Raw genomic sequence first — 19467 nt, 5'->3', positions numbered from 1 at the left:
CGTTTTATTTAAAATCACATCGTTAATCAAAAAGACTACCCCTTTCTTCCAGTTTTTTAAAGATGCATTGGCGTTCTTCGTTTAAACGGGCGTATTTTTTGTAGGTGAGCATGTAAAACAGCATTCCGATTGTTAAAGATTTTACCTGTATCTGACGATATATGTTATATATAGTGTAAATACCCAATTTAAGGGGTGAGATTATGAGTTTTAATATGCGCGTTGGCGGTTTGGCCAGCGGCATGGATATTGATCAAATTGTCAAAGATTTAATGAAAGCCGAACGGGTTAAGGTTGATAAATTAACTCAAAATAGGCAAATATTAGAATGGCAGCAGGAATTTTACCGTGAGATTAATAATAAACTGCGCACGCTGCGGGATCTCAGCTTTAACATGAGATTGCAGGGTACTTATTTAGGTAAAAAGGCATCTTCAAGCAATGATGCGCTAATTAGTGCCACCGGCAGTGCCAGTGCCATTGACGGTGTTTACGATGTTACGGTAGAGCAGCTGGCGAAAGGCGTTTTTGTGGCCAGTGAAGGCGATATTGCCGAATATAAGGCTACATTGGCAGAACAATTCGGTATTGAGGCAGAACAGCTTAAATTTTCTATTACAAATAACGGCATTACCGCCGAATTTGAAATAAGTACCGATAAAAGCATTTTTGAGCTGGTCAGCGAAATAAACAATTGGCAGAACGAAGACGGTGTGGGCCTGGGCATTAAAGTAGTATACGATCAAGGGCTGAACCGCTTTTTTATGCAAACTACCGGCACCGGTAAAGAGCAATCAATTACCCTTTCCGGCGAAGACGCCATCTTTTTTAATGAACACTTAAAATTAACCCCTTTGTTTAACGCTGACGGTACCAGCGCAACCCTAACCGGCCAGGATGCGATCATCAATTTTAACGGCAACAGGTTTCAGTTTGCTGGCAACACGGTGTCTGTTGCCGGCATCACCCTGAACTTAAAGGGCGAGGGCAGTGCCACTGTTACCATTGCCCAAGATACCGAGGCGGTGTTTGACGCTATTGTTAAATTTATCAATACCTATAACGAAACCATTACCGCCATCAGTGATAAACTGTATGAGCGGCGCTATAAAGATTACCCGCCCCTTACCGATGAACAGCGGGAGCAATTAAGCGAAGAACAGCAAAAGAAATGGGAAGAAAAGGCGCGCAGCGGCATATTGCGCAACGACCCGCTACTCAGCAGTATTTTAACGAAAATGCGCATGACCATGAGTGCGGTGGTAAGCGGTGCTAAGGGAGAAGATCCGATTGACCGCCTGTCGGATCTCGGCATTAAAACTACTGCCGATTATATGAGCGGTAAGCTGGTCATTGAGAATGAAGATAAGTTGCGCCAAGCCATTCAGGATGATTTAGAAGGGGTTATGAACTTATTTATCAAGTCATCGGATGTATACGAAGAAATGGGTATAGCCCGCAGGCTATACCAAGATGTCAACAGCGGCATCAATGCGCTGATCGATAAGGCGGGCAGCAGTAACAGCTACAGCCAGGTAGATGACAGTTTTATCGGCAAGGCAATTAAAAATATTGATAAAGACATTGACCGTTGGGAACAGCGCCTAAAACAAATTGAAAACCGCTACTGGACGCAGTTTACCCTGATGGAAAAGTACATCAATCAGATGAATCAGCAAAGCATGTGGCTGGCTATGCAGTTTAGCGGCGGAATGCAATAATCATTAAGGAGGTTTTTTATGGCCATGCAAAACCCCTATGCCCAGTATCAGGAAAACGCGGTAAACAGTGCCGAACCGGGTCAGTTAACTTTAATGCTTTACTCTGGGGCGGTAAGGTTTATTAAAATGGCAATAAAATATTTAGACGAAAAAAACATTGAACAAACCAACCACTATATTCAGCGCACGCAGGATATTATTACCGAGCTGATGGTAACCTTAAACCACGATTACGAAATAGCTAAAAACCTGTACAGCCTTTACGATTACATGAAGCGCCGGTTGGTAGAGGCCAACATTAAAAAAGATAAAGAAATTCTTTTAGAAGTGCAGGGAATGCTGGAAGAGCTGCGCGGTACTTGGTCGGAAGCGCTAAAAAGCTTAAAAACCGCTCAAGTCGGTAGTTAGCAATGGGTGTAGTGGAAAGTATTTTAAATAAACTGCTCCAGCTGGCTGGGCAAAAAAATATGATGATGAATGAAATTCATGAGATTAGCAAACGGCTTGCCGATGCAGCCGACAATTGGGAAGAGCTGCAAAAGCTGTTGAATGCCAGGCAGGCTTACATGGATAAAATTGACCGGTTGGACGCAGAGTTTGACAGTTTAAAAGAGAAAGTGGTGGCAGAAGCCGGTGTAGGCAGTTGGGAGGGGTTAAAGAAAATACATCCCCATGCGGTGCAGGCGATTGAAAACAAGCTGCAAACCGCTGCGGAGACAGCCCGCAAAGCTCACAAACTGTCTGTTGACGCCCAACTAACAGCAGAGGCGAAACTTAAAGAACTGCAAATGAAATTTAAAAAGCTGCAAAGCACGAAAGTCGGCATTGGGGCCTATCAGAAGAAAAATGCGCAGTACAGCGGTTACTTCATAGATAAGAAAAAATAGCGGGAGTGGTTAAAATGAGCAATTTAACAATTGACCCCGCAGTGCGTGTTCAGCAATTGCAGATTAAAGAAGACGGCCGACAGCCTGCGGTGAGATCTGATTTAGGCATGAATAGAAATTGTGCCCAGCAGGATGTTGCGCACCTTGTTCAAAAAGAGGTGCCGGCAATAGAGCTATTAGAAGAGTCGGTTAAGCAAGCTAACGAAACGATGAAGATTTACCACACCAATTTGCAGTTTGTCATTCATGAAGACAGCGGTGAGTACATAGTTAAAGTAATTAATTCAGAAAACCAAGAGGTAATCAGAGAGATACCGCCGGAAAAAATACTCGACATGGTAGCGTATTTTAAAAGGTTAATTGGTATTATTGTTGACGAAATAGTTTAGTAAACAAATAACCAGCGGCAATTTTTTAGCCACTGGTTATTATTTTTTCATTTCCGCCCGTAAATTTTGCCACTGCTCCCGGGCTTTATCCACTATGGCGGGCATTAGGCGGTGTTCCGGGTGCTGGGTTAACCGGCTGAACCACTGAATAGCTTCTTTAGGGTTCTTCAATCGGTTGTGCAGCTCGCCAATTAGATATAAAAGTTGCAGTTCTTGTCTGGTGTCAAATTTTTCCCGTCTAAAAGCCTCTTTATAATTTGTTAAGGCCAGTGTCATATACTTTTCTTCATTTTTTGTGTCCTGTTGGTAGCGGTACAGCCAGGCAACACGCAGGTACAGGCGGGCAACAAGGGAGTGCCGGCCTTCAAGAACACTGAGGCATTTTAAGGCTAACATAAAGCTTTCCAGCGCCAGCTGCCAATCTCGCACTTGGTTATAATCTTTTTTCGGTAGCTCAGCCAGCACTTTTTTTACCATTTCGGCTGCCGCCGGCCCCAGTAGGGCAGTGTGGCTTTCAGTAAAGGCATAACCGCATTCCGGACAAACGGCCACTTCATAATACATTGGGTTTGGCCCGCTATAGTGATTGCAAAAGTCGCTGTCGGTTTTTTCAATGCAAATGTAGCGAGACAGCACCTGGGGACTGGTGAAATTTTTGCCGCATAAGGGGCACTTTACTTTGTGATCGTAAAGCATTTTTTTAATGCTTTCAACTTCACGCTGACTAAACACCGGCTTTAGATTGCTGCTGATGGGCAGTTCATCAAGGGGCGAAGCTGCCGTTGACTGCTTAACTAGCTCGGCTATTTTGTCGTAAAGTTTATATATTTTTACGCCCATTTCCCGAATTAAATTAAAGGCAACGGTTTGCTCTTGCTCCAAAAGAATGGTAATTATATTAGACGGTATGCGAATTAATACTGTTTTGGCATCTGCCCGGGCGGTTATCGTGCCGTTAAAAGATTCGGCAAAAATTGCGGCTTCACCGAAAATATTCCCGGAATAAAGGGCAAAAACAGGCACACTTTGACCGGAGCTGTCGGTTTTAAACAATGTTACCTTGCCGGTGGCCACGACATATAAATCTATGTCGCTGTTGTTTTTCGCAGAAAAAGTTTTTTCGTCAGAGCAGGCAATTATTTCGCAGTTTTCGGCAACTGTTTTTATCGTCCGCTCGGAAAGGTTTTTAAATAAAGCTGTTTTTTTAAGTATCTGCGTTTTGATGTTTAAGTCCAATGATTGCACCTCATTTGCTATTGTTATATATTATTCCAAAATATGATTATACATGATTTTTTTTAAAAAAGCTTTATAATATTACTACAATTTGTTAAAATTGTATTTATTTTAGAAAAGTGGAGGGTATTATGACGAAAAAAATTCCGTTTTTTACCAATGAGGATAAAGAAGCTTTAATGGCTGTTTTAGAGAGCGGCCGGCTGCACAGCGGTGAAATGGTTAGAGAGTTTGAGCGGGCTTTTGCCGCTTATTTTGGCGTTAAACATGCGGTGGCGGTTTCCAGCGGTACAGCCGGTATGCATATTGCGCTGCGCGCCGCTGCTATCGGCCCCAAAGAAGAGGTAATTGTGCCCCCAATTGCCCCGGTAAGTGGGCCAAACAGTGTTTTTTATCAAGGAGGCGTTAACATCTTTGCCGATGTTGATCCGGCCAGCGGCAATGTTGACCCTCAAGATGTGATTGCCCGCATCAATTCTCAAACCCGCGCTATTATTGTGCATCACTTTGCCGGCCAGCCCTGTGATCTTAAGCCTATTCTGGATGCGGTAGCGGGTAAGGATATTCCCCTGTTGGTTGATGCCACCCATGCTTTGGGCGCGCAGTACCAAGGCCGGTCTGTGGCTCAGTGGGGTGATATGGTAGTTTTTGATTTCGGGCCGGGCAATCATATTTATACCGGTGAAGGGGGCATGGTGGTAACCCAGTCTGATGAATATGCTGAGTGGCTGCGGGTATTTCGCGATGAAGGTTTTGTGCGGGATCCCCGGCTGTTGACAAAAGATGAGGGCCCCTGGCATGTAGAAATGCAGGATTTGGGCTATCCCTATCGCCTAAGCGAGCTGCAGGCGGCATTGGGCCTTTCTCAACTGAAAAGGCTGGATGAAATTTTAGCCCGGCGGGCGGAAATTGCCGAACAATACAATACCGCTTTTGCTGATCTGGAACAAGTGGCGGTGCCGGCCAAAGCGGCCAACAGCACTCCTGCTTACGGTCTTTATGCTCTGCAGTTAAAAGGGGCGGCTAAAAGGGAACGGCGTCGTTTATTTGTGAAGTTAAAAACCTTAGGTGTAGATGTCGATGTAAAGCACTTCCCGGTGTTTTTACACCCCTATTACATCTGGGCGGGGCACCCTGATGTTTGTACGTTAGAAGGTAGCCGTGCCCCCAAAGCAGAGGAATTTTACGCCGGCATTTTACTGCTGCCAATTAGTCAAGGGCTTACGGATCAGCAGGTAGCGGAGATTATTGGCAAAGTAAAAAGTATTTTGGCATAAAAAAGCAAAAAACAATGGTAAATAAGGGACACGCTGCAAGAAATTGGATAAATGGTACTTTGGTCCCTGTAAAATGATAGATCAATCCCAACATTCAATTATAATAAGGCATAGAAGCACTAAATAATACATTTTTTGAAATGTGTTTGCTAAGATGTTACATTAATAAAGCAACTTTTACAAATTTATGCAGGGAAATTTTTTTAATTTGTTGAATAGCAATTAAGGAGTTTGGCATATATAAACAATTTACACATTTGTGAATATTCGCAAAAATAGTTCGGGAGGTTTTAAGGTGCTTGGTATTAATAATCCCACTGTTTTGGCGCTCAAGCGTGATCTTGATGTAGCGAGCTTAAGGCAGCGGGTAATTGCCAATAACTTAGCTAATATAAATACACCCGGTTTTAAAAAATCTGCAGTTTCTTTTGAAGAGCAGCTGCAGGCTGCATTAAAGGGCAACCGCTTGCCTTTGCGCACCACCCATCCCATGCATATAGGCGGAAAAAAGCATCCTGCCGAGGTATATCCGCAGGTGGTGCAGATTAACAATACTGCGATGCGGGCCGACGGCAATAATGTTGACGCGGAAGAAGAAATGGTCAATCTGGCGGCCAATCAGATTAAGTACAATACATCTGCCCAGTCATTAAGCGAACATTATTCACTGATTAGTTATATCATTACCAATTCCGGGAGGTAATCGGCGGTTATGAGTATATTTGATTCTTTTGCCATCAGTGCGTCAGGAATGTCTGCCGAAAAGCTGCGCCTGGATATTATCTCCAATAATTTAGCGAACATTAACACTGCCGGTAAAACCGACGGTACGATCCAGCCTTATCGCCGGCAGGTACCCCTTTTTGCCCAACAGCTGCGGCAGGCGATAAATGCCAGAAGCAATACATATGGTTTTAACGGTGCGGGAGTAAAGGTAACCGGAATAGTTCATGATCCCAATCCGCCGCGCACCGTTTACGACCCGGATCATCCTTATGCTGACGAAAACGGTTATGTTGCCTATCCTAATATAAACGTGCTAAATGAAATGGTTGACATGATTACAGCTACCAGAGCTTATGAAGCAAATGTCACCGCCTTTAACGCCGCTAAGTCAATGGCTTTAAAGGCGCTGGAAATAGGCAAGGGATAGGAGGATGTTAAATGCAGGTAAATATGCTTACCCAACCGCTAATTCTGACCGGTCAGCAGCAGAAGCTTGCGGCTGATCAGTCTGAGCAAAAGTTGTCTTTCGGAGAAATTTTAAATCAATCGATTAACAAGCTTAATGCCCTTCAGCAGCATGCAGAAGAGATGCAATTAAAATTTGTTGCCGGTGAGGTGCAGGATGTGCATCAGGTAACGATTGCCATGCAAGAGGCAAGAGTTGCCATGCAGCTGGCAGTTGAGGTGCGCAACAAAGTGATACAGGCTTACAAAGAGATATCCAGCATGCCGCTGTAATAAAATTTGCTAGTGGGGAGTGTTTTTTTTGAACCTACGTGACCTGCCGGCAAAGGGAAAAGAGCGGTGGCAAAGTTTAACTCAAACGCAAAAAATAGCAGCGGCGGCAATTGTCGTTGCCATTGCTGTTTGCTTGTTTTATTTAGCTGTTTTGCTTTTTCAACCTAATTATGCCCCTCTTTTCACTGATCTGGAGATAGAACAAGCTGGTGCAATCGCCGAGAAACTAAAAGAACAAAATATTAAATATCAAATTACTGACCAAGGTCGGACCATTGAGGTTCCGGAAGATCAGGTTTACGAGCTGCGCATGCAGTTGGCCAGTGAGGGTGTTTTGCCCGGTGTCGGTCAGGGGTTTGAGCTGTTTGATGAAAGTAAAATGACACAAACGGAATTTGATGAGCAGGTTACATATCAACGGGCGCTGCAGGGAGAACTTCAGCGGACCATTGCTTCGCTGGAAGCGGTTGAGCAGGCGAGGGTACACCTGGTTTTGCCACGGGAAAGCGTTTTTATTGAAGAAGAAGGGGAAGCATCCGCTTCTGTGATGCTAAAGCTAAAGCCGTTGGCTAAGCTGGAACCGGAACAAATTAAAGGCATTAACGATTTGTTGGTTGGCAGTGTAGACGGTTTAAAACCGGAAAATATTCATATCATCGACAGCAAGGGTACGCCCCTTAATGATTTTATTAAAGAAGAAAGCAGTACCGACGGTGTGTCCGGCAGCTCACTGAAGCAGCAACAAGAATTGCAGCGCCAGATTGAGAAAGATATCGAAAACAGGTTAAAGCAGCTGCTTATTCAAGTTTTTGGTCCCGGCAGAGTTACCGTAATGGTATCGGCTGAGCTTGATTTCAGTAAAGTGCAGACCAAAATAACCGAGGTAACGGAAGGGGCTCCGGTAAGTGAGGAGACTACTTCGTCGAGGGGCAGCAACATCAACGCCGGAGCACCGGTAGGCACAACATCCCAAATGCCGGGCAGCGAATATCCTGCTATCAGCGGGGAGAGCGGCGAGTACGAGCATGAATCGGCTGTTACTAACTATGAGAACAGTAAAGAAGAAACGGTAATTGATCAGCCCCCGGGAGCAATTAAGCGTATTTCTACCTCTGTTATTGTAGACAGCAATGTAAATGTGAATCCGGAAGATGTGCGTCAGGTAGTGGAAGCCGCTATCGGATATCAGCCGGAGCGCGGCGATCAAATTACCGTGCAGCCAATGCCCTTTGATACCGCACAAGATGTTTTTGCGGAAGAAGAACAGCCTGAAACTACCGGTAACTTGTATCTTTATGTCGGCATAGCATGCGGCGTGTTATTGTTGCTGCTGGCAATAATTTTCCTGCTGCGCAGAAGGCGCCGGGCAGCAGCGGAAGAAGAAGCGGCATTCCGCACGCCTGTTGCGGTAAGCGATGTTGATACCGAGGTTCAACAGCCGGAGGTGCCGCTGCGTGAACCCAGTCAAAAAGAGGTTTTACGGGAAGAAGCAAAACGAAATCCCGAAGAAATAGCGGAGATTATCAAACTGTGGTTGAAGGAGTAAGCGTATATGGCCGTTAGTTTATCAGGTGTAGAAAAAGCTGCCATATTGCTGATGAGTTTAGGTGCGGATTTGTCATCAAAAGTGCTTAAGCAAGGCTTTAGTGACGATGACATTGAACGAATTACCGGTGTCATTACTGATATGGATCGGGTGCCGAACGATTTGACCAACCGGGTAATTCAGGAGTTTTTCCAACTCCGGGAAGCCCGTGCTTATGTAATCGACGGAGGGTTGGATTACGCCAAAGAACTGTTGGAGAAAACCGTCGGTCCGGCGAAAGCGGTAGAGATATTAGAAAAAATCAGCCTGAGCTTAAGGCAGATACCTTTTCAAAATCTCCGCAAATCTGACCCCAGACAGATAGTCGGCTTTATTCGTGAGGAACATCCGCAAACAATTGCCTTTGTGCTGGCTCACTTAAAGCCGGATCAGTCGGCGGTGGTGCTTTCTGAGTTGCCGCCTGAGCTGCAGGCTGAGGTTGCCCGCCGGGTGGCAATATTGGATCGTACATCTCCCGATGTAGCCAAGGAAATAGAAAAGGTACTGGAACGCAAACTGTCGGCTGTGGCCCTCAGCGAAGAAACGGTAACCGGCGGCGTAAAGGCCTTGGTAAATATATTAAATAAAGTTGACCGGGCAACTGAAAAAACCATTTTTGAACGTTTAGAAAATACCGACCCGGATTTGGCAGAAGAAGTGCGCAAGATGATGTTTATCTTCGAGGATATCGTCAAGCTGCATGATATTTCTATTCAAAAGGTGCTGCGTGAAGTTGATATTAAAGATCTGGCCTTGGCCATGCGGGGAGCAAATGAAGAAGTTAACAACCGCATCTTTAAGAACATGTCTAAACGGGCCTCCGAAATACTCAGAGAAGAAATTCAGTATATGGGTCCGGTGCGCTTAAGAGATGTGGAGCAGGCTCAGCAAAAGATTGTCAATGTCATTCGACGCTTAGAAGAAAGCGGCGAAATTGTAATCGCCCGCGGCGGGGAGGATGCAATTATTGTCTAGTTTAATTAAAGGGGCGACGGTGGACAATGAGCCTGTACGCTTAGAACTGCGCCCACAACCCGTATTGTGTGAAAGCGATGATCAGCCTGCCGACAGCGAAATCGACAGTGAAGAGGTTGCGCGGCAAATAGTAGAGCAAGCAGAGCGCCGGGCTGAGCAAATTATAAGTCAGGCCCAGGCTGACGCGGCAAAGCTGCTGGAAGAGGCACGAGCCCAAAGCGAAGAATTAAAAAAAATTGCCGAGCAGCAAGGCTATCAGCAGGGTATTGCTCTGGCTGAGGATGAAGCGGAGGAAATCCGTCGCCAGGCACGGGATGTTCTTGCCCAGGCCGAACAAGCCCGTAAGCAAACACTGGATGCCATGCAGCAGGAGATCATTGATTTGGCGGTAGAAATTGCCGAAAAAATATTGACCACGCAACTGACCGTTGATGCCGAGATAGTTTTGCAAATTGCCCACGAAACCATTCGCTTGGTTAGAGATCGGGAACACATCACAATGTATGTCAATCCTGCCGAACTGCAGATATATATTGACCATCAGTCAGAGCTTAAAGAAGCCCTATCCGCCCAGGCAGAGCTGGCAATTATTGCCGATGAGCGAATTAAGCCCGGCGGTTGCCTGGTGGATACCGATCAAGGCATGGTAGATGCCACCGTTGATGCCCGTTGGCAGGAAGTGCTGCAGGCAGTTTTGGCGGAAAATAACGAAGCTTCCTAAGAGAGTTTGCCTGTCAGGGAACGGTTCAGGTTTCTAAATAAACCAGCCTACGAGGTGAATTTTTTGAATGTAACGGTAGATCTCAGTGGTGTGCGTCGGCGCCTACAGCGCGTACAGCCAATAAAACTGCTGGGCAAGGTTGTCCAGGTAGTCGGGTTGACGGTAGAGGTGCAGGGTATCAATGCCCGCATCGGCGAGGTTTGCCAAATTAAAGTGCCCGATGAAGAACAACCGGTATATGCCGAAGTGGTTGGCTTTAAAAAAAGCAATTCCCTGTTAATGCCGTTAGGTGAACTTAAGGGCATTTACCCCGGCTGTACCGTCATGCCTACCGGCAAGTCTTTTTCGGTGCCGGTAGGGGAGCATTTGCTGGGCAGGGTGCTGGACGGCTTGGGCCAACCGATAGACGGCGGTATGCCGGTCAACGGAGGTGAGCTGTTTCCGGTAGACAACACCCCGCCCAACCCCTTGAAACGCAAGCGCATTAAAAAAGTGTTGCCTACCGGGGTAAGGGCGATTGATGCCTTGCTAACCTGCGGCTGCGGTCAACGGATTGGCATTTTTGCCGGCAGCGGTGTCGGCAAAAGTACGCTGTTAGGCATGATTGCGCAGCACTGCAGTGCTGATGTAAACGTCATTGCCTTAATCGGTGAGCGCGGCCGGGAAGTACTTGAATTTATCGAAACCGATCTCGGGCCGGAGGGCCTGAAAAAATCGGTAATTGTTGCCGCCACGTCGGATCAACCGGCATTGGTGCGTTTAAAGGGTGCTTATGTTGCCACCGCCATTGCCGAGTATTTTCGCAATCAGGGCAAAGATGTGATGCTGTTGATGGATTCGGTAACCCGCTTTGCCATGGCCCAGCGTGAGGTGGGCTTGGCAGTGGGAGAACCCCCGGCGACCCGCGGTTATACCCCTTCGGTGTTTGCCCTGCTGCCGAAACTTTTAGAACGTTCCGGCATGGGGGATAAAGGTTCCATCACCGCCTTTTATACCGTGCTGGTAGACGGCGATGACATGAATGAACCGATTGCCGATGCGGTGCGGGGGATATTAGACGGCCACTTGGTCTTATCCCGCCGGTTGGCGTCTAAAAACCATTATCCTTCTATTGATATTTTAAGCAGTGTCAGCCGGGTAATGCCCGATATTGTTGATTCACAGCACATCAGTGCGGCCGGTAAAATTAAAGAATTATTAGCCACTTATAAAGAGTCCGAAGATTTAATCAGTGTCGGCGCATATGTGCACGGTTCTAACCCCAAAATTGACCTCGCTATCAGCAAATATCCGGCCATTGTCGACTTTTTAAAGCAAAAGCCGGATGAGTGCAGTGATTACAGCCGGTCATTAGAAATGATGTATCATTTGGTTGCGGAGGGTGAACATTGAAAAAATTTAATTTTAGATTAGAAACGGTGCTACAGCTGCGCATAAACAACGAACAACAAAAGTTATTGGCCCAGTCCCGAGCACAGCGGTTGTATCAGGAAAGACGGGCGGCGATGGCGAAAACCCAAACCGCTTTGGAACAAACTTATGACCTAGACGATGGACAAGCTGTAAATGCCCAACTGCATTTAGCGATGTATCGGGAGCATTTAAAAAACCTACTGGACAACCAAATGCACTTGACCAAGATAGCAGAGCAAAAACTAAATGATGCCCGCCGGCAAACAATGGAAGCCAGAAAAGAGCGCTTAGTGCTGGAAAAACTGAAAGAAAGACAGTTTAATGACTACTGCTATCAACTTAATTTAGCGGAAGCTAAATTTACCGATGAGCTGGCGACCGGCATGTATAATCGCCGGCGTCAGTCAAGAATATAACCGCTTTCTTTATAACTATACGTGAAAGGGGGTGAATTTGGGGTGATCACGTTGGAAGGAAATTTATTATTTTTAAACGGCAGCCGGCGGGATGCTAAATCTGAAGGGCAAATGCTTTCCTTTGAAGGGGCATCCGGCGATTTTTTGGCGATACTCAACGCCTTGTTATTTGCCGACCAAACTGCCGAGGACGGTATACAACAGCCCACTATGCCGGATTTTGATGCAGTAATGCAGAACCTGTTCCTTGCTGACACAAACCGGCAATCAGAGATGCCACTGCTGCAAGAGCTGATAAAGTTATCAGGTGAACATATTTTGCCGGCGCAGGCTAGTTCGGAACTGATGGCCCAGGTGGCTAACTTCTGGCAAGCCTTAATGGCGGAAAACCCGCAGCTGGCTGAGCAAATTAAAGGTGTGCTCAGTGAGCTTAAAAACCGGCCACCGGCAGAGGCGGCTAATTTGCTCAGAGAGTTAAACCGCTTAATCATTGGTGAACAGCCGGTAGATCAGCAGGTAATTGCCAAACTGGAACAGTTGTTGACCGGTGAGAAAACCGGTGTGAGCGCTGACTTAGGCAATGCCCAAAACATGCCGCATAAGGCCAGGCAGTTAGAAGCGGCACTGCTGCAGTTAAACCATGAGTTAAACAAACCGGTTGTCAAGGCGGAAGTAACGCCGGCGCTTGCCGAAAAACCTGCCGGTAATATAACCGTTAGACCGGTTGAGCAAGCGGCTGACAGCGGTTTTTACCAAAGCAATCAGCAGTCCTTTGACCGGCCGACGGCACAGGATGTTAATCGGCAGCCGGGGGCAAGCCAAATTCAAACAAAGCTGAACTTTACAGTTAATACTGCCAATCTCACTGTAAACAGTGCCAATACACTGCAGCAGCCGACAGAGTCCGTACCGCTGGAACAACTGGCCGCACGAATAAGCAATTTAGTGAAGGAAATGGCGGTGCGCCGGCAGCCAAATCAGGCAACAACCATGCGTATAAAGCTACAGCCGGAGCATTTAGGTGAGGTAACCATTAGGTTGACCTATCAGCGGGGTGAACTAAATACGCATATTTATGCCACTACCGCCCATGCCAAAGAAGCCTTAGAGGCGGTACTGCCGCAAATACGCGAGACACTGGTCCAGCAGTCGATTAAGCTTAATGAAGCAGCAGTCTTTTTAGGCCAGCAGGGCAGTCAGTGGAATAACGGCGGCTATCGTCAGCCGGCAAAACGGCACTGGGCTAGCGCCGGTGTTTATCGTGCGCCGGGCAATGAACTGCCGATTAGCGGGCTTGCCGCTGCAGACAAAGCAAAGGTTAGCGGTGGTTTAAATATTTTGATTTAAAGCTTAGGGTTTTAACGAAAGAGGGGTAAATATGGAAGTAAAAGCTGCTAACAGCGATCTTTATTACCCGGAAAAGCAAACGCGACAGCCCAAGCAGGTGCTGGATAAAGACGCTTTTTTGCGCATTATGATTGAGCAGTTAAAAAATCAAGATCCCACTTCCCCAATGGATTCAGATAAATTTGCCAGTCAGTTGGCTCAGTTTACCATGTTAGAACAACTGACCAACCTGAACAGCCAATTTACCGAGATGCTAAAGTTGCAGCAGCTAAATCAGGGCTCGGCTATGCTGGGCAAACTGGTTTCGCTGGTTGACGGTGAGGAAGTAAAAACCGGCTTGGTAGAAAAGGTGATTACCCAAGGTAACACTGTACAGCTAGTGGTAAACGGCAAAGCTTATCCGTTGGATATGGTTATAGCGGTAGAAGAAGCGCCTCAGCCTGAAGTAGAACCGGAAATGATATTAGCTGATGTGAACGCCGCAGATAAGCAAGCAGAACAGGCTGCCGACTTGACTTCAGACAGCGAGAGGGAGGAGGAATAATTGACCAACAGGATTGACTGGTTGCCTCAACCACAGCCGGTAAAGCCGTCGGTGAAGAATGTTGCTGCGAAACATAATATTAAAGGAAGCAACTTTGCCCAGCTGTTGCAGGCGGAAACTCAAAAGCAGCAGGGTGTAAAACTGTCTGCCCATGCGCAAAAAAGGCTGAGCGAGCGCAATATTGTGCTGGGGCCGACAGACTGGGCTAAGATTAACCAGGCGGTAAGGCAGGCCGAAGCCAAAGGAGCGCGAGATTCGCTGTTAATTTACGGTAACTTGGCGCTAATTGCCAGTATAAAAAACAAAACGGTTGTTACTGCGATAGATGAGCAAAATTTAAATAACCATGTCTTTACCAATATCGACAGTGCAGTAATTATTAAATAAAACAGCCGGCCCGCAAGGAGGCTGTTGGCTGCCGACCGACTGAGGCAGCCAAAAGAAAATTCCTAAGGAGGGCAAATTTAAGTATGTTACGTTCATTATATTCCGCTGTTGCCGGTTTAGGGGCACATCGCACTAAAATGGATGTTATCGGTAACAACATTGCCAATGTCAATACCGTTGGCTTTAAAGCCGATCGGGCAAATTTTCAGGATATGTTGTATCAAATGGAAAAGGCACCCAGCGCGGTGAACAACCCCAGCCAGGTGGGTACTGGTATGAAGGTTAGCAGTATTTCCAGAAATATGAACGGTGGGGGCTTGCAGAATACCGGGCGTACGCTGGATTTAGCCATTCAAGGCAGCGGTATGTTTATTCTGAAGGACGATCCGACAGCTGCAAATGCAAATACCTATTATACTCGTGACGGCGTGTTTTTCTTAACTCATGATGGGTATTTGGTAAATTCAGACGGTTATTATGTATGTAACGAAAATGGCGACGTAATAAGCGGTTTAACCGGTGTTAATACCATCGCCATTAATGCTCAAGGTGAAATTTTTATTAACGGCGGCACAACCGCAACAGCAACAATCGGTATTGCCACCTTTGCTAACTACGAGGGCTTGCAGAAGGAAGGGAACAACTTATACAGTGAAACGGTTGCTTCCGGCACGGCTAATCATGGTACCGCAACAGATGCAGGAGCAAAAATTGCTTCCGGTTATTTGGAAATGTCCAACGTTGACTTAACCAATGAGTTTACCGACATGATTACCACCCAGCGCGGCTTTCAGGCAAACGCGCGGGTAATTACGGTGTCAGATACATTGTTGGAGGAACTGGTTAACTTAAAGCGTTAACCTTTAGTTAATTAATTATTTTAAATAAGTGAGGTATGGAAAGTGCCAAAGGATTCCGCTGAACCCAGACAAGAACAAAAGTCCCGTTCAACTTTAAAGGTAATTATTATTGTGCTGTTAGCGCTCAACTTGCTGATTGCCGGAGCTGCTGCCGGGTACTTCATGTTTATTAACCCAACGGCCGGTGAACCGCCGCCGCCAAAATTGGCCGGTTTTGAATTGGGTGAGATGCTGGTTAATTTGGCTGATCCCAGCGGTATGCACTACCTGCGCTTTACCGCAGTGTTAGAATATGATGCCGATCAAAAGGAATTGGCTAAAGAACTTTCAGAAAAACAACATATCTTGCAGCACAACGTTATTGCTTTGCTGCGCACCAAAAAGTTAGCCGATGTGCAACCCCCGGACAGCGTGGAAAGCGTTCAGCGTGAGATGACGGCGGAAATCAACAAGCTGTTGGAAAAGGGTAAAATATCCCGAGTTTATTTTACCGAATACCTCACTCAGTAGGTGATGACAATGATGGATCAGCAAGAAATTGAAGAGCTAATGAGTAAAATGCAAAAAGAGGCTGACAGTAAGGATAGCGGGAAAACCACGGTTAAACCGGTGGTTTTCCCGCCGCTGACCCTTACTCCCCAGACGCAGAGTATTAAATCCAGCCTTACCCATTTTGAAGATATTGTTTTAGATATCTACGCTGAACTGGGACAAGCCGAAATGAAAATCAGAGATATATTAAACTTGGAAAAAGGCTCGATAATTGAGCTGAATAAGCCGGCCGGCGAATCTTCCAGCATTTATATCAACAACCACCCTTTTGCGCAAGGCGAAGTTTTGGTGATCAATGATTTATTTGCAGTGCGGCTGAATAAGATCATTCAACCCGCGAAAAAATGCTTGAAAAAAAACGAAGAGGGTTAATGATTTAGCGATGGACAAAGAAATTTTATTTGCTTTTATTCGCACTTTAATAGCTTTGCCGCTGATTTTGCTGCTTGCTTATTTTGCCATTAAATACGGCTTGGCCCACCGGGGCATTAAAGGCATGCGGGGATTGGGCCGGCGGATGCGCGTGATAGAGCAGCTGCCACTGGGGCAAAAGGTTTTTATAAGTTTGGTAGAAGTGGGTAAAAAGTATTATTTGGTTGCCCACTCAGAGAATAGCTTTCAGCTGCTGAAAGAGTTTGCAGAGCTGCCGGAAACGCTGCCGGAGCCGGAATTTGCGGAAAATCTACCGGATTTTCGACAATTATTAAAATTGAAAACCAAGCGTTTTGACAAAAAACATGACAACAGCACCAAAGGGGATTATGGCGGTGAAAAGTAAAGTACTAATCTTTTCGGCAACAATAGCAATACTGCTGGCATTGCCTGCCTTGGCCTCTGCCCAACCGCTGCCGGCAATTGATTTAACTATTCAACCAACTGATCAGCCTGAACAGGTAGTGGATACAGTCAAACTGCTGCTGCTGTTATCAATGCTTTCACTGCTGCCGGCATTAATTTTAGTGCTAACTTCTTTTACCCGTATTGTGGTAGTGCTGGCATTTTTGCGTCAAGGTTTGGGCACACAGCAAACGCCGCCTAATCAGGTTTTAATTGCCTTGGCATTGTTTTTAACGGTGTTTATTATGGCACCGGTTTACAACGAAATTAATACCCAGGCTATTCAGCCCTTTTTAAACAATGAAATTAATCAGCAGGTAGCTTTGGAACGAGCCAGTGAGCCGCTAAAAGAGTTTATGTCCAGGCAAACCCGTGAGAAGGATTTAGCACTGTTTATTAATATGGCGGGAATGGATAAGCCGCAGAATTTGGATGAAGTGCCGATGACGGTGATGATCCCGGCATTTATTATCAGTGAATTAAAAACCGCTTTTTTAATTGGCTTTTTGATATTCGTACCCTTTTTAGTAATTGACATGGTGGTGGCCAGCATTCTGATGTCGATGGGTATGTTTATGCTGCCGCCGATTATGATTTCATTGCCGTTTAAAATACTGTTGTTTGTAATGGTAGACGGCTGGTACTTGGTAGTGGAATCACTGGTGAAAAGTTTTCGCTAAGATAGATGCCGGGAAAAGGAGTGGCAAGCAATGAGTGAAACGGAAATTATTCATATCGCGCGAGAAGCGCTGATGACAGTGGTAATTTTGGCCGCGCCGGCGCTGGGTGCAGCCATGCTGGTAGGTTTGATAGTGGGTATTTTTCAGGCTACCACGCAAATTCAAGAACAAACACTGGCCTTTGTGCCGAAAATTTTTGCCGTTTTTATTACGTTAATTGTTATCGCCGGTTGGCTGGCTGCGGTAATTACCGGCTTTACGGAAAGAATTTATGAGCAAATTCCCAACATTGTACGCTAGGCGGTGAATTCGTTGCCAGATTTAGCGGTTGTGCCGGTTTTTATGCTTGTATTTACTCGCTGCACTGCTTTTTTAATATCCAGCCCGATATTTGCCATTCCGGGTATACCGGTACTTGTTAAAGCCGGCCTTGCTTTTATCTTAACAATTTTAATTTACCCCCTGGCGGCTGTTGGCGAAATAAATGCCAATGCCAGGCTTTTTGAGTACGGCTTAATGGTGTTAAGTGAAGCGGCAGTAGGTTTGGCCATGGGCATGATTTGTACGATAGTTTTTAACGCTTTGCTTATGGCCGGGCAAATGATTGATTTACATATCGGCTTTGCGATTTCGCAATTAATGGATCCGGTTACCGGCTCGGTAAATACCTTGCTGGCCCGTTTTCTTTATTACGTTTCATTGGCTACATTGCTTTGTGTTGATGCCCATCATGGGTTGCTGTGGGGGCTGGCAAAAAGTTATCAGGTTTTACCTTTAAGCGCTGCGGAAATATCCGGGTCTGCCACATTGTTCTTTATCCGTGTTTTTGCTGACAGTGTCACGATGGCGCTAAAAGTGGCCTTGCCGGTGTTAGGTGTGCTGTTAATGATTGATATAGCTTTAGGGGTAATGGGTAGAACCGCTCCCCAAATGAACGTTTTTATGCTTGGCTTTCCCTTTAAAATTATGATGGGTTTAATCTCTTTGGCGGTTTTACTGCCGTTAATGGGTTCGATTTTCGCGGCCATTTTTGATCAAATGCAAAAAGATCTTTTATTACTGGTGAAAGGGTTAGCTGGTTAATGGCAAATCCGGGTGGTCAGGAAAAAACAGAAAAAGCGACGCCAAAGCGGTTACAGGACGCGCGTAAAAAAGGTCAGGTGCCAAAGAGTGCGGATTTTAACGCTGCTTTGTGCCTCTTAGCCGGGGTTTTTTACTTTTACTTTGCCCGCGGTGCTTTTACAGATGAAGCGCTGGATAACCTCAAATATTATTTTCACCATTATGTATTTGCGCCGCAAAACAATGAACAGCTGTTAGATATATTAAGCAGTGCCGTTCTCGGCGCCTTTGGCTTAATGGCTCCGCTGCTGATCATTTTGATGATCATTGGTTTGGTTTCGAATATTGCCCAGTTTGGCTTTCTCTTTGCGCCGGAAGTCATTAAGCCAAAGTTGTCGAAATTAAACCCGCTGGAAGGTCTAAAAAGAATGTTCAGCACCCGCACCCTTTTTGAACTGCTAAAGTCGATATTAAAAGTTACGCTGGTTGGGGTGGCAGTTTATTTTGTAATTAAGAATTGGTATTTTCAGATGCTGAATATGTTTTTCGGGCCGCCGAAATTCCTGTTTAACAAGCTGTTAGACGGGCTGTTGGCGGTACTGCTTTGGGGTGGAATGACTTACTTTGCGATAGCAGTAATAGACTTAATTTACCAACGTTATGCCTTTCAAAAGCAAATGCGCATGACAAAGCAAGAAGTAAAAGATGAGTTTAAACAAACGGAAGGGGACCCGCTGGTTAAATCTTGGCTTAAAAGAAGACAGCGGGAAATCTTAATGAACTTAATTCAAAAGGAAGTACCTAAGGCAACAGTGGTAGTAACTAACCCCACTCACTATGCGGTGGCCTTGCGTTATGACGACGGTAAAACGCCGGCACCGGTAGTGGTTGCTAAAGGGGCAGGTTTCATGGCCCAAAGAATTAAACAAATTGCTATTGATCACAATGTGCCCATTCAAGAAAACAAAGAGGTAGCTCGTTTTTTGTATCATCACGTAGATATCGGTCAAGAAATACCGCCTGAGCTGTATCAAGCGGTAGCTGAAATTTTGGCTGCGGTTTATCAGGCTAACAGAGCACGTTGGTAAAGAAAAGTACTAAGCGATTAAGGTGG

The 19467-nt window shown here is 45.8% G+C and carries 25 protein-coding genes; 24 read left to right on the top strand and 1 reads right to left on the bottom strand.

Translation table 11 applies throughout. The features are described from left to right. Positions 1-203 precede the first annotated feature (203 nt). Genes fliD through ACZ5NG_RS08780 form a run of 4 tightly spaced genes read left to right on the top strand, consistent with a single transcriptional unit; the run spans position 204 to position 2997 of the window. Positions 204-1721: a flagellar filament capping protein FliD gene (gene fliD, locus ACZ5NG_RS08795; RefSeq protein WP_464251443.1), complete on the top strand. Its 1518-nt coding sequence runs from the start codon at positions 204-206 to the stop codon at positions 1719-1721. 18 nt (positions 1722-1739) lie between these two features. After that, positions 1740-2129 carry a flagellar export chaperone FliS gene (gene fliS / locus ACZ5NG_RS08790; protein ID WP_464251442.1) on the top strand — a complete coding sequence of 130 codons (390 nt, stop codon included), beginning with the start codon at positions 1740-1742 and terminating at the stop codon, positions 2127-2129. A 2-nt stretch (positions 2130-2131) separates the two neighbouring features. After that, positions 2132-2608 carry a hypothetical protein gene (locus ACZ5NG_RS08785; protein WP_464251441.1) on the top strand — a complete coding sequence of 159 codons (477 nt, stop codon included), beginning with the start codon at positions 2132-2134 and terminating at the stop codon, positions 2606-2608. A gap of 14 nt (positions 2609-2622) precedes the next feature. Continuing rightward, positions 2623-2997: a flagellar protein FlaG gene (locus ACZ5NG_RS08780; RefSeq protein WP_464251440.1), complete on the top strand. Its 375-nt coding sequence runs from the start codon at positions 2623-2625 to the stop codon at positions 2995-2997. A gap of 39 nt (positions 2998-3036) precedes the next feature. Here ACZ5NG_RS08780 and ACZ5NG_RS08775 read toward each other — a convergent pair whose 3' ends face one another. Beyond that, the gene (locus ACZ5NG_RS08775) at positions 3037-4233 is read right to left on the bottom strand and encodes a DUF2225 domain-containing protein (RefSeq protein ID WP_464251439.1); all 1197 of its coding nucleotides are present in this window, start codon (positions 4231-4233) and stop codon (positions 3037-3039) included. 131 nt (positions 4234-4364) lie between these two features. Between ACZ5NG_RS08775 and ACZ5NG_RS08770 the strand changes: the two genes are divergently transcribed. From ACZ5NG_RS08770 to flhB, 20 genes are all read left to right on the top strand, one after another. Continuing rightward, positions 4365-5510: a DegT/DnrJ/EryC1/StrS family aminotransferase gene (locus tag ACZ5NG_RS08770; protein WP_464251438.1), complete on the top strand. Its 1146-nt coding sequence runs from the start codon at positions 4365-4367 to the stop codon at positions 5508-5510. Positions 5511-5805: 295 nt separating this feature from the next. Beyond that, positions 5806-6213 (top strand): flagellar basal body rod protein FlgB, encoded by a 408-nt coding sequence (gene flgB / locus ACZ5NG_RS08765; protein WP_464251437.1) that lies wholly within the window; start codon positions 5806-5808, stop codon positions 6211-6213. A gap of 9 nt (positions 6214-6222) precedes the next feature. Next, on the top strand, positions 6223-6663 hold the full coding sequence (gene flgC, locus ACZ5NG_RS08760; RefSeq protein WP_464251436.1) for a flagellar basal body rod protein FlgC: 441 nt from the start codon (positions 6223-6225) through the stop codon (positions 6661-6663). Positions 6664-6674: 11 nt separating this feature from the next. Continuing rightward, the gene (gene fliE, locus ACZ5NG_RS08755) at positions 6675-6974 is read left to right on the top strand and encodes a flagellar hook-basal body complex protein FliE (protein WP_464251435.1); all 300 of its coding nucleotides are present in this window, start codon (positions 6675-6677) and stop codon (positions 6972-6974) included. A gap of 28 nt (positions 6975-7002) precedes the next feature. Beyond that, complete coding sequence (gene fliF / locus ACZ5NG_RS08750; protein WP_464251434.1) at positions 7003-8520, top strand: flagellar basal-body MS-ring/collar protein FliF; 1518 nt, start codon at positions 7003-7005, stop codon at positions 8518-8520. 6 nt (positions 8521-8526) lie between these two features. Continuing rightward, positions 8527-9534: a flagellar motor switch protein FliG gene (fliG, locus tag ACZ5NG_RS08745; protein ID WP_464251433.1), complete on the top strand. Its 1008-nt coding sequence runs from the start codon at positions 8527-8529 to the stop codon at positions 9532-9534. Continuing rightward, positions 9527-10255: a FliH/SctL family protein gene (locus ACZ5NG_RS08740; protein ID WP_464251432.1), complete on the top strand. Its 729-nt coding sequence runs from the start codon at positions 9527-9529 to the stop codon at positions 10253-10255. The genes fliG and ACZ5NG_RS08740 overlap by 8 nt, the downstream gene beginning before the upstream one ends. 63 nt (positions 10256-10318) lie before the next feature. Beyond that, positions 10319-11647: a flagellar protein export ATPase FliI gene (fliI, locus tag ACZ5NG_RS08735; protein ID WP_464251431.1), complete on the top strand. Its 1329-nt coding sequence runs from the start codon at positions 10319-10321 to the stop codon at positions 11645-11647. Continuing rightward, positions 11644-12084 (top strand): flagellar export protein FliJ, encoded by a 441-nt coding sequence (locus ACZ5NG_RS08730; RefSeq protein WP_464251430.1) that lies wholly within the window; start codon positions 11644-11646, stop codon positions 12082-12084. The genes fliI and ACZ5NG_RS08730 overlap by 4 nt, the downstream gene beginning before the upstream one ends. Before the next feature lie 42 nt (positions 12085-12126). After that, positions 12127-13431: a flagellar hook-length control protein FliK gene (locus ACZ5NG_RS08725; RefSeq protein ID WP_464251429.1), complete on the top strand. Its 1305-nt coding sequence runs from the start codon at positions 12127-12129 to the stop codon at positions 13429-13431. Between the two features lie 31 nt (positions 13432-13462). Next, positions 13463-13975: a flagellar hook capping FlgD N-terminal domain-containing protein gene (locus ACZ5NG_RS08720; protein WP_464251428.1), complete on the top strand. Its 513-nt coding sequence runs from the start codon at positions 13463-13465 to the stop codon at positions 13973-13975. Then, on the top strand, positions 13976-14362 hold the full coding sequence (locus ACZ5NG_RS08715; RefSeq protein ID WP_464251427.1) for a TIGR02530 family flagellar biosynthesis protein: 387 nt from the start codon (positions 13976-13978) through the stop codon (positions 14360-14362). It abuts the gene before it with no gap. Positions 14363-14445: 83 nt separating this feature from the next. Beyond that, positions 14446-15222, top strand: coding sequence for a flagellar hook-basal body complex protein (locus tag ACZ5NG_RS08710; RefSeq protein WP_464251426.1), 777 nt, complete (start codon positions 14446-14448; stop codon positions 15220-15222). Between the two features lie 42 nt (positions 15223-15264). Then, positions 15265-15732: a flagellar basal body-associated FliL family protein gene (locus tag ACZ5NG_RS08705; RefSeq protein ID WP_464251425.1), complete on the top strand. Its 468-nt coding sequence runs from the start codon at positions 15265-15267 to the stop codon at positions 15730-15732. Between the two features lie 9 nt (positions 15733-15741). After that, a complete protein-coding gene (locus tag ACZ5NG_RS08700; protein WP_464251424.1) occupies positions 15742-16146 on the top strand; it encodes a FliM/FliN family flagellar motor switch protein in 405 nt (134 codons plus the stop codon). Positions 16147-16156: 10 nt separating this feature from the next. Continuing rightward, positions 16157-16552, top strand: a complete 396-nt coding sequence (locus ACZ5NG_RS08695) for a flagellar biosynthetic protein FliO (RefSeq protein WP_464251423.1) — start codon at positions 16157-16159, stop codon at positions 16550-16552. Beyond that, positions 16536-17291, top strand: a complete 756-nt coding sequence (fliP, locus tag ACZ5NG_RS08690) for a flagellar type III secretion system pore protein FliP (protein WP_464251422.1) — start codon at positions 16536-16538, stop codon at positions 17289-17291. Before ACZ5NG_RS08695 ends, fliP begins: the two co-directional genes overlap by 17 nt. A 30-nt stretch (positions 17292-17321) precedes the next feature. Next, positions 17322-17591, top strand: a complete 270-nt coding sequence (fliQ, locus tag ACZ5NG_RS08685) for a flagellar biosynthesis protein FliQ (protein ID WP_464251421.1) — start codon at positions 17322-17324, stop codon at positions 17589-17591. Positions 17592-17603: 12 nt separating this feature from the next. Then, on the top strand, positions 17604-18374 hold the full coding sequence (fliR, locus tag ACZ5NG_RS08680) for a flagellar biosynthetic protein FliR (protein WP_464251420.1): 771 nt from the start codon (positions 17604-17606) through the stop codon (positions 18372-18374). Further along, entirely contained in the window at positions 18374-19441 is a 1068-nt protein-coding gene (gene flhB, locus ACZ5NG_RS08675) for a flagellar biosynthesis protein FlhB (protein WP_464251419.1), read from the top strand. The genes fliR and flhB overlap by 1 nt, the downstream gene beginning before the upstream one ends. Positions 19442-19467: the final 26 nt, after the last annotated feature.

The sequence above is a fragment of the Desulfovectis peckii genome (assembly GCF_055391705.1).
This window is presented reverse-complemented; position numbering and strand designations above follow the sequence as displayed.

What these genes read in the sequence shown, in the direction of transcription:
- fliP (WP_464251422.1), top strand. Translation starts at nt 16,536, where the DNA reads ATGGCGGTGAAAAGTAAAGTACTAATCTTTTCGGCAACAATAGCAATA.
- flgC (WP_464251436.1), top strand. Translation starts at nt 6,223, where the DNA reads ATGAGTATATTTGATTCTTTTGCCATCAGTGCGTCAGGAATGTCTGCC.
- ACZ5NG_RS08710 (WP_464251426.1), top strand. Translation starts at nt 14,446, where the DNA reads ATGTTACGTTCATTATATTCCGCTGTTGCCGGTTTAGGGGCACATCGC.
- fliQ (WP_464251421.1), top strand. Translation starts at nt 17,322, where the DNA reads ATGAGTGAAACGGAAATTATTCATATCGCGCGAGAAGCGCTGATGACA.
- ACZ5NG_RS08780 (WP_464251440.1), top strand. Translation starts at nt 2,623, where the DNA reads ATGAGCAATTTAACAATTGACCCCGCAGTGCGTGTTCAGCAATTGCAG.
- ACZ5NG_RS08720 (WP_464251428.1), top strand. Translation starts at nt 13,463, where the DNA reads ATGGAAGTAAAAGCTGCTAACAGCGATCTTTATTACCCGGAAAAGCAA.
- ACZ5NG_RS08700 (WP_464251424.1), top strand. Translation starts at nt 15,742, where the DNA reads ATGATGGATCAGCAAGAAATTGAAGAGCTAATGAGTAAAATGCAAAAA.
- ACZ5NG_RS08695 (WP_464251423.1), top strand. Translation starts at nt 16,157, where the DNA reads ATGGACAAAGAAATTTTATTTGCTTTTATTCGCACTTTAATAGCTTTG.
- fliD (WP_464251443.1), top strand. Translation starts at nt 204, where the DNA reads ATGAGTTTTAATATGCGCGTTGGCGGTTTGGCCAGCGGCATGGATATT.
- fliE (WP_464251435.1), top strand. Translation starts at nt 6,675, where the DNA reads ATGCAGGTAAATATGCTTACCCAACCGCTAATTCTGACCGGTCAGCAG.
- ACZ5NG_RS08785 (WP_464251441.1), top strand. Translation starts at nt 2,132, where the DNA reads ATGGGTGTAGTGGAAAGTATTTTAAATAAACTGCTCCAGCTGGCTGGG.
- ACZ5NG_RS08770 (WP_464251438.1), top strand. Translation starts at nt 4,365, where the DNA reads ATGACGAAAAAAATTCCGTTTTTTACCAATGAGGATAAAGAAGCTTTA.
- fliS (WP_464251442.1), top strand. Translation starts at nt 1,740, where the DNA reads ATGGCCATGCAAAACCCCTATGCCCAGTATCAGGAAAACGCGGTAAAC.
- fliG (WP_464251433.1), top strand. Translation starts at nt 8,527, where the DNA reads ATGGCCGTTAGTTTATCAGGTGTAGAAAAAGCTGCCATATTGCTGATG.
- flhB (WP_464251419.1), top strand. Translation starts at nt 18,374, where the DNA reads ATGGCAAATCCGGGTGGTCAGGAAAAAACAGAAAAAGCGACGCCAAAG.